The sequence below is a fragment of the Micromonospora sp. AMSO12t genome, from assembly GCF_008806585.1.
Classification (GTDB): domain Bacteria; phylum Actinomycetota; class Actinomycetes; order Mycobacteriales; family Micromonosporaceae; genus Micromonospora; species Micromonospora reichwaldensis.
Window position 1 is genome coordinate 1 of sequence record NZ_WAAS01000019.1, and the last position, 14,941, is coordinate 14,941.

General features: G+C 75.9%; 10 protein-coding genes and 1 pseudogene. 9 read left to right on the plus strand and 2 right to left on the minus strand.

Annotated features, from left to right (window positions below):
* The coding region (locus F6X68_RS04830) for a GerMN domain-containing protein (protein ID WP_151453117.1) at nt 1–444 on the plus strand (444 nt) is incomplete at its 5' end.
* Between the two features lie 223 nt (nt 445–667).
* On the opposite strand, the pseudogene F6X68_RS34820 reads toward F6X68_RS04830, so the two are convergent.
* A pseudogene (locus F6X68_RS34820) lies at nt 668–3,203 on the minus strand (CDP-alcohol phosphatidyltransferase family protein); the annotation flags it as partial.
* A 92-nt stretch (nt 3,204–3,295) separates the two neighbouring features.
* Between F6X68_RS34820 and F6X68_RS04845 the strand changes: the two are divergent.
* From F6X68_RS04845 to F6X68_RS04875, 7 genes are read left to right on the plus strand one after another with little or no spacing between them, the layout of a single operon-like run.
* Nucleotides 3,296–4,276, plus strand: a complete 981-nt coding sequence (locus F6X68_RS04845; RefSeq protein ID WP_151453120.1) for a zinc-binding alcohol dehydrogenase — start codon at nt 3,296–3,298, stop codon at nt 4,274–4,276.
* Between the two features lie 3 nt (nt 4,277–4,279).
* Nucleotides 4,280–4,678 (plus strand): 6-carboxytetrahydropterin synthase, encoded by a 399-nt coding sequence (locus F6X68_RS04850; protein WP_151453121.1) that lies wholly within the window; start codon nt 4,280–4,282, stop codon nt 4,676–4,678.
* Nucleotides 4,679–5,716 (plus strand): glycosyltransferase family 4 protein, encoded by a 1,038-nt coding sequence (locus F6X68_RS04855; protein ID WP_151453122.1) that lies wholly within the window; start codon nt 4,679–4,681, stop codon nt 5,714–5,716.
* Entirely contained in the window at nt 5,713–6,534 is an 822-nt protein-coding gene (locus F6X68_RS04860; RefSeq protein WP_151453123.1) for a methyltransferase domain-containing protein, read from the plus strand. The genes F6X68_RS04855 and F6X68_RS04860 overlap by 4 nt, the downstream gene beginning before the upstream one ends.
* A 58-nt stretch (nt 6,535–6,592) precedes the next feature.
* Nucleotides 6,593–7,519, plus strand: a complete 927-nt coding sequence (locus tag F6X68_RS04865; RefSeq protein ID WP_151453157.1) for a lysylphosphatidylglycerol synthase transmembrane domain-containing protein — start codon at nt 6,593–6,595, stop codon at nt 7,517–7,519.
* Between the two features lie 11 nt (nt 7,520–7,530).
* Entirely contained in the window at nt 7,531–8,187 is a 657-nt protein-coding gene (gene ribA, locus F6X68_RS04870; RefSeq protein ID WP_151453124.1) for a GTP cyclohydrolase II, read from the plus strand.
* Nucleotides 8,180–8,872: a dihydrofolate reductase family protein gene (locus F6X68_RS04875; protein ID WP_151453125.1), complete on the plus strand. Its 693-nt coding sequence runs from the start codon at nt 8,180–8,182 to the stop codon at nt 8,870–8,872. The genes ribA and F6X68_RS04875 overlap by 8 nt, the downstream gene beginning before the upstream one ends.
* Here the strand turns inward: F6X68_RS04875 and F6X68_RS04880 are convergent.
* Nucleotides 8,839–9,975, minus strand: a complete 1,137-nt coding sequence (locus F6X68_RS04880; protein WP_151453126.1) for an aromatic acid exporter family protein — start codon at nt 9,973–9,975, stop codon at nt 8,839–8,841. The two genes, F6X68_RS04875 and F6X68_RS04880, sit on opposite strands and share 34 nt — an antisense overlap.
* Nucleotides 9,976–10,308: 333 nt before the next feature.
* Here F6X68_RS04880 and F6X68_RS04885 point away from each other — a divergent pair, with 333 nt between their 5' ends.
* Entirely contained in the window at nt 10,309–14,862 is a 4,554-nt protein-coding gene (locus F6X68_RS04885; protein ID WP_151453158.1) for a HAMP domain-containing protein, read from the plus strand.
* Nucleotides 14,863–14,941: the final 79 nt, after the last annotated feature.

A 14,941-nucleotide genomic window follows, 5' to 3' on the forward strand; every position in this document is an offset into this window, starting at 1 on the left:
ACACCGACCCCCACCCTGACGGCGGGGCGGACGACGGAGGTGCTCTGCTTCGTCAGCGACGACCGGCTGGTCCGCGTCGAGCGTCGGGTCGACGGCACGCCCACCGTCGACGCCCAGCTCCAGCACCTGCTGGCCGGCCCGACCACCGCCGAGCGCGACCGGGGCCTGACGACGGCGCTGCCCGGGGCCGTGCCGGTCGCCGCCGCCCGGCCGCGGGGCAACGAGGTCGACGTGGACCTCGGCGGGGCCGGCGACGAGACGGGCCGCAGCGACGAGGTCCTCGCCTTCGGGCAGATCGTCTGCACCCTGACTGCCCGTTCCGACGTCGACACCGTGGCCTTCTTCCGGGGCGGGGCCCCGCTGGGGGTGCCGCGCGCCGACGGGTCGCTGTCCCGGCGGCCCCTGGCCGCCGACGACTACGCCGGCCTCGTGGCACCCCGCTGACGGAACCGGCCCGTGCCGCGGACGCCCCGCCGGGACCTGCCCGACGGCGGCCTCCGTCCGGTGCCCCGACGGCGGCCTTGTCCGGTGCCCCGGAGGCGGGCCGCCGGTGTCCCGACGCGGCTTGCCCGCGCTCCGGCGGCGGCCCCTTCGGCTCCCGCAGGCGCTCCGTCGGGCGTTCCGGGGGCGGCCCGCCCACGGTGTCGCGCGGGCGGGGTCAGCCGCCGAAGGCGGTGAGGAACCGGTCGCGGAAGGCGTCCATCGGCCAGACCGGCGCGCGCGGCCCGGGCCGGAGTCCGTCGTCCCAGCCCCATCCCGAGATCCGGTCGAGCACGGCCGGGTCCCGGGCGACGACGGTGACCGGCACGTCCCGGCCCGCCCGGGCGCCGGTGACGACCGGGGCGGGCTGGTGGTCGCCGAGGAAGACCAGCACCAGGTCGTCGTCGCCGTGGGCCTCCAGGTAGGACACGAGGGTGCCCAGGGAGTACTCGACGGACCGGCGGTAGCCGGCGCGGGGCTGCGACGACGGGTTGCCGGTGGTCTCGCCGTGGAAGACGGTCCCGTCGCCGACCCGCGACCAGTCGACGAGGCGCGGGATCTTCGTCCAGGGGGAGTGGCTGGACACGAGCGCGATCTCGGCCATCACCGGGGCGCGATCCGCCCGGGTGCGTTCCAGGCGCTCGAAGGTCGCCAGGGTGTACTGGTCGGGCATCGGGGCGTAGCTGAACTTCGGCCCCCGGTAGCCGAGGCTGCGGGCGTCGTAGAAGCGTTCGTAGCCGAAGAAGGCCCCCTCCGGCCAGGGCCGGGTGGCCGCCGGCATCACACCCACCGTGCGCCAGCCGGCCCGCCGGAAGGCGCCGCCCAGCGTCAACCGGTCGCTGGCCAGCAGGCTGCGGTGCCGCTGGTCGTTGTCCACCCACATGCCGGACAGCAGCGTTGCGTGGGCCAGCCAGCTGCCGCCGCCGGTGGTCGGCGAGGTGAGGAACCCGCTGCGCGAGGCGAAGCCGGCGGCCCGCAGCCGGCGGTCCCCGTCGGCCAGCACGGCGCCCACGCCCGGGGCGTACTCCGGGTTCTCCACCGCGTCGCGCCCGTAGCTCTCCACGAAGGCGACCACCACGTCCTTGCCGCGCAGCGCGGTCAGCAGGCGGTCGCCGGGGGCGTCCCGGAACGCGTCGACGCCGACCTGGGCCGCGAAGACCTCCCGGTCGCGCAGCCGGGCGCGTACCTGGCGGGCGTGGTCGCCGACCAGGTCGGTCGCGGCGGCGTCGGCCACCGGCACGCCGGGGGACACGCGCACGCCGAACGTGGCGCAGGCCAGCCAGACCACCACCAGTGCGGCGACCGTGCGCCGGGTGGCGGCGCGGTGCCGCACCAGCAGGGGGGTCAGCCGCAGCACGGACCGCGTCGTCGCGAGGAGCACGGCGGCGAGCAGCAGCACGGTCGCGACGACCGCCCCGGCGGCGCCCGCCCGCCCGGCCGAATCGGTGAGGAACCCGAGCGCGTCGTCGAGCAGGGCCCAGTCGAGCACCAGGTCGAAGGGGCGGCCGAGGGTCGCGAGGAAGCCCAGGTCGGCGACCTTCAGCAGGGCCAGCAACCCGAGCAGCGCGCCCGCGAGCGCCGCCACCGGCCGCCGCGCGCGGGCCGGCAGGGCGAGCAGCACGGCGACCACGAGCAGGCCTTCGAGGGGCACCCGCACGAACGCGCCGGGCGTGAGCCGGGCGGGCTGGTGCGGCGCGGTCAGGGCGACCAGCACGAGCAGGGCGGCCAGCGCGGTCGTCACCCGCGCCGCGCCCCGCCGCCTCCCGCCCGCTCCTTCGGAGGTACGGCCGCGCGCCCCGACAGCCGACCGTCCGGTCCCGGGCGGCGACGAGGGCCGGTCGTTCGCGGGCGGCGACGAGGTTGCGGGGGGCGACGAGGGCCGGCCGTTCGTGCGCGGCGACGAGGGCGGCTCGGTCCCGGGCGGCGACGGGGGGCGGTCAGTCACGGGCGGTGACGAGGTCGGGGCGTACCGCCGCGGGCCGGATCCGGCGGCGCGGGGCGCCCGGTGGCACCGCCCAGACCGAGCGGCGCCGCCACAGCCACCCGACGTCGCGGCCGAACGACTCGACGAGCAGGGCCAGCGCGACTGCCAGCACCAGCGCGTCGCCCGGTCCGGGCAGCACCCCGGCAGCCGCGACCAGCAGCAGCACGCCCTGCGCCGCCGCGACGACCTTGCGCCAGTACCTCGGGGGCAGCGGCCGGCGCAGCCAGGGCAGCACCCACCCGGCGGCGACGAACGCGTACCGCATGGCGCCGAGGGCGAGCACCCAGGCACCCACGGCGGGCGCGACGGCCGCCCCGAGGACGAGGATGAGGAACGCGTCGACCTCCATGTCGAAGCGGGCCCCCAGCGCGCTGGCGGTGCCGGTGCGCCGGGCCACGTACCCGTCGACGGCGTCGAGGACCAGCGCCACGGCGGTGAGGGCGACCAGCACCCCGACCGACGCGGCCCGGTCGACGGCGGTCGGGGCGAGCGCGTCCCCGGTCAGCGCCGTCACGCCGCCGACGAGGAGCGCCCGGGCCAGCGTCACCCGGTCGGCCGGCCCGAGGGCGTGCGAGCCCGACCGGCGCAGCCCCCGGTCGAGGATCAGGCACAGCGCCGCCCCGTACGCGGCCCCGGCGAGCCAGCCCGCCGGGCCGAGACCGACCGTCGCGGCCAGCCCCGCCAGCAGGACAATCTGGACGATCAGCCCGATCGCCGGGTCTTTTCGAACCGTGGGCACCGTGCCTCCGTGTCTATCGTCGACGACATCCGACAGGAACTACGGGAAATACCGCCGTTCGGTTCGCCCCGGATGCGGGTGAGGAGGAGCCGGTGACCGGTGAGGCGCGCGCCTTCTGGCTGCGTACGCCCGGCGAGGGTGAGATCCGGTCGGCACCGCTCGCCGACCCCGGCCCGGACGAGGTGCTCGTCCGCAGCCGGTACTCCGGCGTCAGCCGGGGCACGGAGACGCTGGTCTTCGCCGGCCGCGTCCCCGCCGACCAGCACGCGGCGATGCGCGCCCCGTTCCAGGAGGGGGACTTCCCGGCGCCGGTGAAGTACGGCTACCTCAACGTGGGGGTGGTCGAGCGGGGCCCGGACGAGCTGCGGGGCCGCACCGTGTTCTGCCTGCACCCGCACCAGACCGCGTACGTGGTCCCGGCCGGCGCGGTGGTGCCCGTGCCGGACGCGGTGCCGCCCGCCCGCGCGGTGCTCGCCGGGACGGTGGAGACGGCGGTGAACGCGCTCTGGGACGCCGCGCCCCTGGTCGGCGACCGGGTGAGCGTGGTCGGCGGCGGCATGGTCGGCTGCTGCGTGGCGGCGCTGCTCGCCCGCTTTCCGGGCGTGCGGGTGGAGCTGGTCGACACCGACCCGGCCCGGGCGACCGTCGCCGCCGCACTCGGCGTCGGCTTCGCCCCGCCGGAGGAGGCCGCCGGCGGGCGGGACCTCGTGGTGCACGCCAGCGCCACCGCCGCCGGCCTGCAACGCTCGCTGGAGCTGCTCCGGCCGGAGGGCACCGTCGTCGAGCTGAGCTGGTACGGCGACCGCACCGTCGCGCTGGCGCTGGGCGGGGCGTTCCACTCCGGACGGCTGAGCGTGCGCGGCAGCCAGGTGGGCGCCGTCGCGCCGGCCCGACGGGGCAGCCGCAGCTTCGCCGACCGGCTGGGGCTCGCCCTGGAGCTGCTCGCCGATCCCGCCTTCGACGCGCTGCTCACCGGCGAGTCCCGCTTCGCGGAGCTGCCCGACGTGCTGGCCCGGCTGACCGCCGGCAGTCTCCCCGCACTGTGCCACCTCATCACCTACGACGGAGAGTGACCCGTGTTCAGCGTGACCGTACGAGACCACATGATGATCGCCCACAGCTTCCGGGGGGAGGTGTTCGGTCCGGCGCAGCGCCTGCACGGGGCGACCTTCGTCGTGGACGCCACCTTCCGCCGCCCCGACCTCGACGCCGACGGCGTGGTGGTCGACATCGGGCTCGCCACCGACCAGCTCAAGGCGGTGCTCGGGGAACTGACCTACCGCAACCTCGACGACGACCCGGCCTTCGCCGGGGTGAACACGACCACCGAGGTGCTGGCCCGCGCGGTCGCCGACCGTCTCGCCGAGCGGGTACGCGCCGGCGACCTCGGCGCGGGCGCGCGCGCCCTGGCCGGCATCACCGTCACGCTGCACGAGTCGCACGTCGCCTGGGCCAGCTACGAACGGTCGCTCTGAATGGCGACGGTGCACGTCGTGCTGCCGAACGACATCGACGACCCGGCCGAGCCGAGCGGCGGCAACGGCTACGACCGCCGGCTCTGCCGGGGCCTCGCGGCGGCCGGCTGGACGGTCCGCGAACACGCCGTGCCCGGCGACTGGCCCCGCCCCGACCGGGCTGCCCGCGCCGGGCTCGCCACGGTGCTCGCGGCGCTGCCCGACGGGTCGCCGGTCCTGCTCGACGGGCTGGTCGCCTCCTGCGTGCCGGAGGTGCTCGCCACGCACGCCCGGCGGCTGCGCCTCGTCGTCCTCGTGCACCTGCCGCTGGAGCACGACGCCGAGGCCGCCGCCCTGGCCGCCGCCGGCGCGGTCGTCACCACCAGCGAGTGGACCCGGCGGCGGCTGCTCGACCGGTACGCGCTGCCGGCCGACCGGGTGCACGTCGCCCGGCCCGGCGTGGACCCGGCCCCGCCCGCGCCCGGGTCACCGGCCGGCGGAAACCTGCTCTGCGTCGCCGCCCTCGCCCCGCAGAAGGGGCACGACGTGCTGGTGGAGGCACTGGCGGCGGTCGCCGACCTGCCCTGGGGCTGTGTCTGCGTGGGGCCGCTGACCCGGGACCCGGGGTTCGTGGCGGCCCTGCGGCGGCGGGTGACCGGGCACGGTCTCGCCGACCGGGTGCGCCTGGTCGGCCCGCGCACCGGGGCGGCCCTGCACGCCGCGTACGCCGCCGCCGACCTGCTGGTGCTGGCCTCGCGCCGGGAGACGTACGGGATGGTGGTCACCGAGGCCCTCGCGCGGGGCGTGCCGGTGCTCGCCACGGCGGCCGGCGGGCTGCCCGAGGCCCTGGGCCGCGCGCCCGACGGCGCGGCGCCGGGACTGCTCGTGCCGCCCGACGACCCGGCGGCCCTGGCCGGCGCGCTGCGGCGCTGGCTCGGCGAGCCCGACCTGCGTCGGGCGCTGCGGCGGGCGGCGCGCGGGCGGCGGCGCACGCTCGACGACTGGACGGTCTCCGCGACCGTCGCTGGCGCGGTGCTGGCCGGGACGGCTGCGGCATGACCGGGCACCTGCCGCCGCGCTTCGCGCACTGGCTGGCGCTGCGGGAGCCCGCCGACGCGGCGGCCCGCGCCGAGGACCTGGTGGACCTGGTCCGCCCCCGGCTGGCCGGCGCCGGACCGCTCGTCGTGCACGACCTCGGCACCGGCACCGGCGCGATGGGTCGCTGGCTCGCGCCGCGGCTGCCCGGCCCGCAGCACTGGATCCTGCACGACCGGGACGCCGACCTGCTCGCCCGCGCGGCCGCCGGGATGCCCGCCGCCGGCGACGGCGGCCCGGTCACCGTCGAGGTCCGCCGCGGCGACCTCACCCGGCTGACGGCCGCCGACCTGGCCGACGCGTCGCTGGTCACCGCGTCCGCGCTGCTGGACATGCTCACCGCGGCGGAGGTCGAGCGGCTCGTCGCGGCCTGCGCCGGGGCGGGCCGTCCGGCCCTGCTGGCCCTGTCGGTGACCGGCCGGGTGCGGCTCACTCCGGCGGATCCGTGGGACGGGCGGATCGCCGCCGCGTTCAACGACCACCAGCGACGCACGGTCGACGGGCGCGCCCTGCTCGGGCCGGACGCCGTGCACGCCTGCGCGGCGGCGTTCGCCCGGCACGGCGTCGACGTGGTCCTGCGGCCCAGCCCGTGGCGGCTCGGCCCGCAGCGGGCGGAGCTGGTTGGCGAGTGGTTCACCGGCTGGCTCGACGCCGCCTGCGAGCAGCGGCCAGAGCTGACGGGCCCGACCCGGGCGTACGCCGGCCGGCGCCGCGCCGAGATCGCCGCCGGCCGGCTCGACGTGCTGGTCGAGCACCTCGACCTGCTGGCCGGCTGTGGCTGAACCGGGCGCCCCGCCGGTGCGCGCCCACCGGCGAGGCGAGCGTCCGGGACGGGCCCGGCTGGTGGCGCGCCGGTGCTGGCCATGGGTGCGGACGCTCGGCGGCGGGGGCGTGCTGGCCGTGCTGCTGGGCTGGCTGGGTGCCGGCCCGTTCCTCGCCGGGCTCCGCCTGGTCGACGGCCCGGCGCTGGCCGCCGCCGTCGCCATCGGAGCGCTGACCACGGGCTGCTGCGCCTGGCGGTGGAGCCTCGTCGCCAACGGGCTGGGGGTGCGGCTGCCGCTGCCGACGGCGCTCGCGCACTGCTACCGGGCGGTGTTCCTGAACTCGACTCTCCCCGGCGGTGTGCTCGGCGACGTGCACCGGGCGGTGCGGCACGGCCGCGACGTCGGCGACGTCGGCCGGGGGGTGCGCGCGGTGGTGTGGGAACGCGTCGCCGGGCAGGTCGTGCTGGCCGCCGTGGCGGTGGTCGTGCTCGCCGCGTTCCCGTCGCCGGTGCGGCCCCACCTGCCGGTGGTGGCGGCGCTGCTGGCCGCCGCCGGGCTGGGCGTCGTCCTGCTGGCCCGCGCGCTGCCCACCGCCGGGCCGTCGCGGTGGGCGCGCGCGGCGCGTGCGGCGGTGGCCGACGTGCGCGCCGGGCTGCTCGGCCGCCGCGCCTGGCTGGGTGTGCTCGTGGCCTCCACCGTGGCCGTCGCCGGCCACCTCGCCACGTTCGTGCTGGCCGCGCGTACCGCCGGCTCCACCGCGCCGCTGACCCTGCTGGTGCCGCTGACCCTGCTGGCGCTGCTGGCCATGGGGGTGCCGGTGAACGTCGCCGGCTTCGGCCCCCGCGAGGGCGTGGCCGCGTGGGCGTTCGGCGCCGCCGGCCTGAGCGCCGCCGAGGGCGTCGCCACCGCCACGGTGTACGGGGTCCTGGTGCTCGCCGCCAGCCTGCCCGGCGCCGCCGTCCTGCTGGTCCGCCGTGCCCGCGTGCCCGCCGGCACCGTCTGACGAGGAGCCCGATGTCCGAATCCCCGCCCGCCGCCACGGTCCGTACGCAGGTCACCGTGCCGCTGCGGTTCCCCGACGGATACCTCACCACCGCCCGGGTGTTCTCCTTCGACGGTCTCGTGGACGGCCGGGAGCACCTCGCGTTCGGCCTGGGTGACCGGGCCGGTCCCGTCGACAGGGCCACGGCGCGCCCGTCGCCGCCGCTGGTCCGCCCGCACAGCGAGTGCCTGACCGGGGACGTGTTCGGCAGCCGGCGCTGCGACTGCGGCCCCCAACTGCGCGAGGCGGTCGAACGCATCGCCGACGCCGGCGGCTACCTGCTCTACCTGCGGCAGGAGGGACGCGGCATCGGCCTGTACGCCAAGCTCGACGCGTACGCGTTGCAGGACGCCGGGCTGGACACCTACGAGGCGAACCTGGCGCTGGGCCACCAGCCCGACGAGCGGGACTACACCGTGGCCGCGCAGATGCTCGCCGCTTTGGGCGTGGACCGGGCCGCCCTGCTGAGCAACAACCCGGACAAGGCGGCACAGCTTCAGCGGCTCGGGGTGACGGTCACCGCGCGCGTACCCACCGGGGTGCACCTGTCCCCGGCGAACGCCGGCTACCTGGCGGCGAAGGCCGGGCGTGGTGGGCACGCCCTCGACCTGCCCCTCGTCCGTGACTGACCGCCCGTACGTCCTGCTCAGCTGCGCCACGTCGATGGACGGCTACCTCGACGACGCGAGCGGGCAGCGGCTGCTGCTGTCCAACGAGGCCGACCTGGACCGGGTCGACGCGGTCCGGGCGGGCTGCGACGCGATCCTGGTCGGCGCGGGCACGGTCCGCCGCGACGACCCGCGTCTGCTGGTCCGTTCCGCGCGGCGGCGCGCCGAACGGGTCGCGCGGGGCCTGCCCGCCTCCCCGACCAAGGTGACGGTGACCGGCTGCGGCGACCTGGACCCGACGGCCCGCTTCTTCACCACCGGCGACGCCGACCGGATCGTCTACTGTGCCACCCCGGCCGTGGCGAAGACGGGGGAGCGGCTGGCGGGCCGGGCCACCGTGGTGGACGCGGGCGAGCCGGTGGACCCGGCGTGGCTGCTGGCGGACCTGGCCGGCCGGGGCGTGGACCGGCTGATGGTGGAGGGCGGGGCGAGCGTGCTCGGGCAGTTCCTCACCGCGGGCCTCGCCGACGAGCTGCACCTGGTCCTGGCCCCGTTCTTCGTCGGTGACGGGCGGGCGCCCCGGTTCGTCGGCGACGGGAGCTTCCCCTGGCATCCCGGTCGCCGGGCGCGGGTGGCGGAGACCCGCCAGATCGGCGACGTCGTGCTGGTCCGCTACGCGCTCTCGGAGCGCTGCGACGCCACCTGAGCGGGCACCACCCCGAGCGCCTCGTCCACCCGCTCCAGCACGGCGACGTCGTCGTGGCCGACCCCGCGCAGCAGGTCGATGGCGGTCGCCCGGATCTGGCCGACGATCATCGTGACGGGCAGCGCCGGGTCGGACGCGAGCAGCCGGCCGGCGACCCGGACCGCGGTCATGGCCGCCTCGTCGGCCCGGGCGGCGTGCCGGGCGGCGTCCTCGCCGGTCAGGTCCGTCGCGACGGCCTCGCCAGCGGCGCGTACGGCGGCGGCCAGGGCGGGGATCGCGTCGCCCAGTTCCGGCGGCGTGTCGGTGCACAGCCGGGTCAGCGTCACCCCGGCGCGGGCCAGGACCCGGACGTTGCGCACGGCGTAGTCCAGCTGCCGGGCGGTCGCCTCCACCTCCCGTACCTGCCCGACGTGCCGCCGCCGGCGGACCCGGAACCGCAGCGTCTCCCCGGTGGCCCGGACCGCCGTGCGCAGCCGGTCCACGCAGTCGTCCAGTTCCCGGGCCCGGTCCAGCGCGGTCCGGGCGACGGTCTCGTCGCAGCGGGCGAGCGCGTCGTCGAGCGCGTCGAGCACCTCGGCGAGGTCGGCGAAGCTCTGCCGGGCCTCCCGCACCAGCGGGGCGAGGGGGTCGCGGGCCGCCAGGAGCTGGCTCGCGGCCAGCGCGACCACGCCGCCGATCAGCGCGTCGACGAATCGGAAGGGCATCAGCGTGCCGCTGGGCGCGGCGACCGCCACCAGGTACATCGCGGAGACCGCCGCCTGCACCACGAGGGTGGTGCGCGCCCCGATCGCCACCATCAGGCCGGTGGTCAGCAGCAGCACCAGGAAGACGGTGCCGGTGCCGGGGCCGAGCGTGTACACCAGCAGCTCGGCGACGAGCACCCCGGCCGCGACCCCGAGCAGGATCTCCACCGTCTGCCGGACCCGCCGCCCCCGTGCCTCGCCGAGGACGACCAGCGCGGCCGTGGGCGCGAAGAACGGGTCCGGGTGGCCGATCACCCGCGCGGCGAGCATCCAGGCGACGGTCGCGGCAAGGGTCAGCTCGACCACGGTCATGCCGTCGGCGCGGATCCGCCCGCGCGCGCCCCGCCACCACTGTCGCACCGTCGGCACTCCTTTTCCGGCGGGGCGCGCTCCACACCGGACCCGCTCGCCGGGCCGGCGTCGAGGACCGCCCCGGCGAGTCCCCCGTTCCGGTCGGACCGGTTCGAGCGTCGCCTCTACCCGCGCCGCGCCCCTGGTAACCGTGCTGGTGCGCAGCCGCCGGACGGCCGGCGCCGCGGGGTGCCGGCCGGCGCGCGTGCGGCGACCGGGCTGTGCATACTTGCGCGGTCGATGTTGTGCCGGCGGGCAGGCCCCCGGCTGCTGCGCGAGGTGGTTGTGGTGGTCGAGAAGACGGCGTCGCGGCGCAACCCGGCGACCGGAGGGGCCGCGGCGATGGCCGATCCGGGGCTCCGGCAGCTGCTGGCCGGCCTGACGGCGGTACGCGACGGTGACTTCGGCACCCGGCTGCCGGAGGACGCCGACGGCCTGCTCGGGGAGATCGCCACCGTCTTCAACGGCATGGTCGACCAGTTGTCGCTGTTCACCTCCGAGGTGACCCGGGTGGCCCGGGAGGTGGGCACCGAGGGGCAGCTGGGCGGCCAGGCCGAGGTGCCCGGGGTGTCGGGCACCTGGAAGGACCTCACCGACTCCGTCAACGCCATGGCGGGCAACCTCACCGACCAGGTCCGCGACATCGCCGAGGTGGCCACGGCGGTGGCCCGGGGCGACCTGTCGCAGAAGATCACCGTGGACGTGCGCGGCGAGATCCTGGAGCTGAAGATCACCATCAACACGATGGTGGACCAGTTGTCGTCGTTCGCCGACGAGGTGACGCGGGTGGCCCGGGAGGTCGGCAGCGAGGGCCGCCTCGGCGGCCAGGCCGAGGTGCCCGGCGTGGCCGGCACCTGGCGCGACCTCACCGACTCGGTGAACTTCATGGCCGGCAACCTGACCAGCCAGGTCCGCAACATCGCCCAGGTCACCACGGCCGTGGCCCGGGGCGACCTGTCGCAGAAGATCACCGTCGACGCCCGGGGCGAGATCCTGGAGCTCAAGAGCACCATCAACACGATGGTGGACCAGCTGTCGTCGTTCGCCGACGAGGTGACCCGGGTGGCCCGCGAGGTCGGCACCGACGGGCGGCTCGGCGGTCAGGCCCAGGTCAGCGGCGTGGCCGGCACCTGGCGCGACCTCACCGACTCGGTGAACTCGATGGCGGTCAACCTCACCGACCAGGTGCGCAGCATCGCGCAGGTGGCCACGGCGGTGGCCCGGGGCGACCTGTCGCAGAAGATCACCGTCACCGCGCACGGCGAGATCCTGGAGCTGAAGAACACCATCAACACGATGGTGGACCAACTGTCGTCGTTCGCCGACGAGGTGACGCGGGTCGCCCGGGAGGTGGGCACCGAGGGGCGCCTCGGCGGCCAGGCGGACGTCAAGGGCGTCTCCGGCACCTGGAAGGACCTCACCGAGTCGGTCAACGTCATGGCGGACAACCTCACCGCCCAGGTGCGCAGCATCGCCGAGGTGACCACCGCGGTGGCGAAGGGCGACCTGACGCAGAAGATCCGGGTCGACGCGCGCGGCGAGATCCTGGCGCTGAAGGAGACCATCAACACGATGGTCGACCAGCTCTCCGCGTTCGCCGACGAGGTGACGCGGGTGGCCCGGGAGGTGGGCACCGAGGGCCGCCTCGGCGGCCAGGCCCGGGTGTCCAACGTGGCCGGCACCTGGAAGGACCTCACCGACAACGTCAACGAGATGGCCAACAACCTCACCAACCAGGTGCGCTCGATCGCGCTGGTCGCCACGGCCGTCGCCCAGGGCGACCTGAGCCGGCAGATCACCGTGGAGGCCAAGGGCGAGGTGGCCGTGCTCGCGCAGACCATCAACACGATGGTCGGCACGCTCGGCGCCTTCGCCGACGAGGTGACCCGGGTGGCCCGGGAGGTCGGCACCGAGGGCCGCCTCGGCGGGCAGGCGCGGGTGCCGAACGTGGCCGGCACCTGGAAGGACCTCACCGACAACGTCAACTCGATGGCGAACAACCTCACCGGCCAGGTCCGCAACATCGCCCAGGTCACCACGGCCGTGGCCCAGGGCGACCTGACCAAGAAGATCGACGTCGACGCGCGCGGCGAGATCCTGGAGCTGAAGACCACCATCAACACGATGGTGGACCAGCTGTCGTCGTTCGCGGCGGAGGTGACCCGGGTGGCCCGGGAGGTCGGCAGCGAGGGCCGCCTCGGCGGCCAGGCCGAGGTCGAGGGCGTCTCCGGCACCTGGAAGCGGCTCACCGAGAACGTCAACGAGCTGGCCGGGAACCTCACCCGCCAGGTGCGCGCCATCGCCGAGGTGACCAGCGCGGTGGCCACCGGCGACCTGACCCGCTCCATCACCGTGGACGCCCCCGGCGAGGTCGGCGAGCTGAAGGACAACATCAACTCGATGGTGGAGTCGCTGCGCGAGACCACCCGCACCAACCAGGAACAGGACTGGCTCAAGACCAACCTGGCCCGCATCGCCGGCCTGATGCAGGGCCACCGCGACCTGGACGTGGTCGCCGGTCTGGTGATGAACGAGCTGGCCCCGCTGGTCTCCGCGCAGCTCGGCACGTTCCTGCTGGTGGACGACGGCCCCGGCGGGACCGGCCTGCGGGTCGTCGGCGGGTACGGGCACGACACCTCCGGCCGCCGGTACGCCCTCGGCGACTCGCTCGTCGGGCAGGCCGCGGTGAGCAAGCGGGCCATCGTGGTGGACACCGTGCCGGCCGACTACGTCACCGTCTCCTCCAGCCTCGGCGCCGCCGCCCCGCTGCACCTGGTGGTGCTGCCGATCCTCTTCGAGGACCAGGTGCTCGGCGTCATCGAGCTGGCCAGCATGAGCCGCTTCACCGAGGTGCAACGCGACTTCCTCGACCAGCTGACCGAGACCATCGGCGTCAACGTCAACACCATCGTCGCCAACGCCCGTACCGACGTGCTGCTCACCGAGTCGCAGCGCCTCGCCGCGGAGTTGCAGGCCCGCTCGGAGGAGTTGCAGGCCCGCTCCGAGGAGCTCCAGCGCTCCAACGCCGAGCTGGAGGACAAGGCGGCCCTGCTGGCCCGGCAGAACCACGACATCGAGACGAAGAACTCCGAGATCGAGCAGGCCCGGCAGGAGCTGGAGGCCCGCGCCCAGCAGCTCGCCCTCGCCTCCAAGTACAAGTCGGAGTTCCTCGCGAACATGAGCCACGAGCTGCGTACGCCGCTGAACTCGCTGCTCATCCTCGCCCAACTGCTCGCGCAGAACCCGAACCGCAACCTGACCGCCAAGCAGGTGGAGTACGCGACGGTCATCCACTCGGCCGGCACGGACCTGCTCCAGCTGATCAACGACATCCTCGACCTGTCCAAGGTGGAGGCCGGGAAGATGGACATCAACCCGGAGACGTTCGAGCTGGCCGCGCTGCGCGACTACGTCGACGCCACCTTCCGGCCGCTGACCACGCCCCGGGGCCTGGAGCTGGAGATCAGCACCGGGCCGGGCGTGCCGACCGAGCTGCACACCGACGAGCAGCGGCTGCGGCAGGTGCTGCGCAACCTGGTCTCCAACGCGGTCAAGTTCACCGAGAAGGGGCGGGTACGGCTGCGCATCGAGCGGGCCGCGCCGGGTGAGTTGCCCGAGGGGCTCGCCCAGACGGACGTCTTCCTCGCGTTCCGGGTGATCGACACCGGCATCGGCATCGCCGAGCAGCACCTGACCGCGATCTTCGACGCCTTCCAGCAGGCCGACGGCACGACCAGCCGGCGGTACGGGGGCACGGGCCTCGGGCTGTCCATCAGCCGGGAGATCGCCCACCTGCTCGGCGGCCGGATCCAGGCGCGCAGCGTGCTCGGCCGGGGCAGCACGTTCACCCTCTACCTGCCCGTCGGGCCGGTGCCCGCCGGGACCGGCGACGCGGCGGTCCCGCACGACCGCCCGACCGGCGCGCTGCCGGCCGCGGGCCGTGCCGGCGCGCTGCCCTGGACGTCGCCGGCCACCCTGCCGTGGACGCCCCCGGCCACCCTGCCCTGGACGCCGCCGGCCACGCTGCCGCCGGCCGTGACCCTCCAGCCCGGCGAGGTCCGCCGGATGCTGGTGTTGGAGCGTCACGACAAGGGGCTGCTGACGCTGCTCGCCCAGGGCGTCGCGGCGGACCTGGGCGACGCCCACCCGCCGGTGGAGATCTCCACCGCGGTGGACGTGGCCTCGGCGGTCGAGGCGCTCGCCGCCGGGCGGCACCACGTCCTGGTGCTCCAGCTCGACCTGCCCGACGACGGCGGTACGAACCTGCTGAAGGCGCTGCACGACGATCCGGCGCTGCGCGGGGTGCCCGTGCTGGCGTACCACGGACACCCGCTGCCGTCGGGCTCGCAGGCCCTGTTGCAGGCGTTGACCCACGAGCGGCCGCTGGAGGTCCTGCGCAGCCTGGACGACCTGCGCGAGCGGATCGCCCTGCACCTCACGGCGGTGACGCCGGAGCGGGTGCTGCCGTTCGCCCCGGCGCTGCCCGACGTCCGTCCCGTCGTCGACGCCCTGCCCGGCGACCTGGCCGGGCGCAAGGTGCTGGTGGTGGACGACGACGCGCGCAACGTCTTCGCGCTGACCAACATCCTGGAGCTGCACGGGCTCGACGTGGTGTACGCGGAGAACGGCCGGCAGGGCGTCGAGACGCTGATGCGTCACGACGACATCGACCTCGTGCTGATGGACGTGATGATGCCGGAGATGGACGGCTACGCGGCGACGGCGGCCATCCGCGCCATGCCCCGCTACGCCGACCTGCCGATCATCGCGGTGACCGCGAAGGCCATGCACGGCGATCGGGAGAAGAGCATCTCCTCCGGCGCCAGCGACTACGTCACGAAGCCGGTCGACGCCGCCGACCTGTTGCAGTGCATCCACCGCTGGCTGCACGGCTGAGGCCTCCCGCCGGGCCCCGAGGGCGTACCGCCGGGTGGCATCCGCCCGCTGCCGCCCTTCCGCCCGGGCGGCTCCGCCC

Bases quoted from the DNA above. Each gene is read 5' to 3' on its own strand.
- F6X68_RS04860 (WP_151453123.1), top strand. From the start codon at position 5,713: ATGACCGGGCACCTGCCGCCGCGCTTCGCGCACTGGCTGGCGCTGCGG.
- F6X68_RS04855 (WP_151453122.1), top strand. From the start codon at position 4,679: ATGGCGACGGTGCACGTCGTGCTGCCGAACGACATCGACGACCCGGCC.
- ribA (WP_151453124.1), top strand. From the start codon at position 7,531: ATGTCCGAATCCCCGCCCGCCGCCACGGTCCGTACGCAGGTCACCGTG.
- F6X68_RS04885 (WP_151453158.1), top strand. From the start codon at position 10,309: ATGGCCGATCCGGGGCTCCGGCAGCTGCTGGCCGGCCTGACGGCGGTA.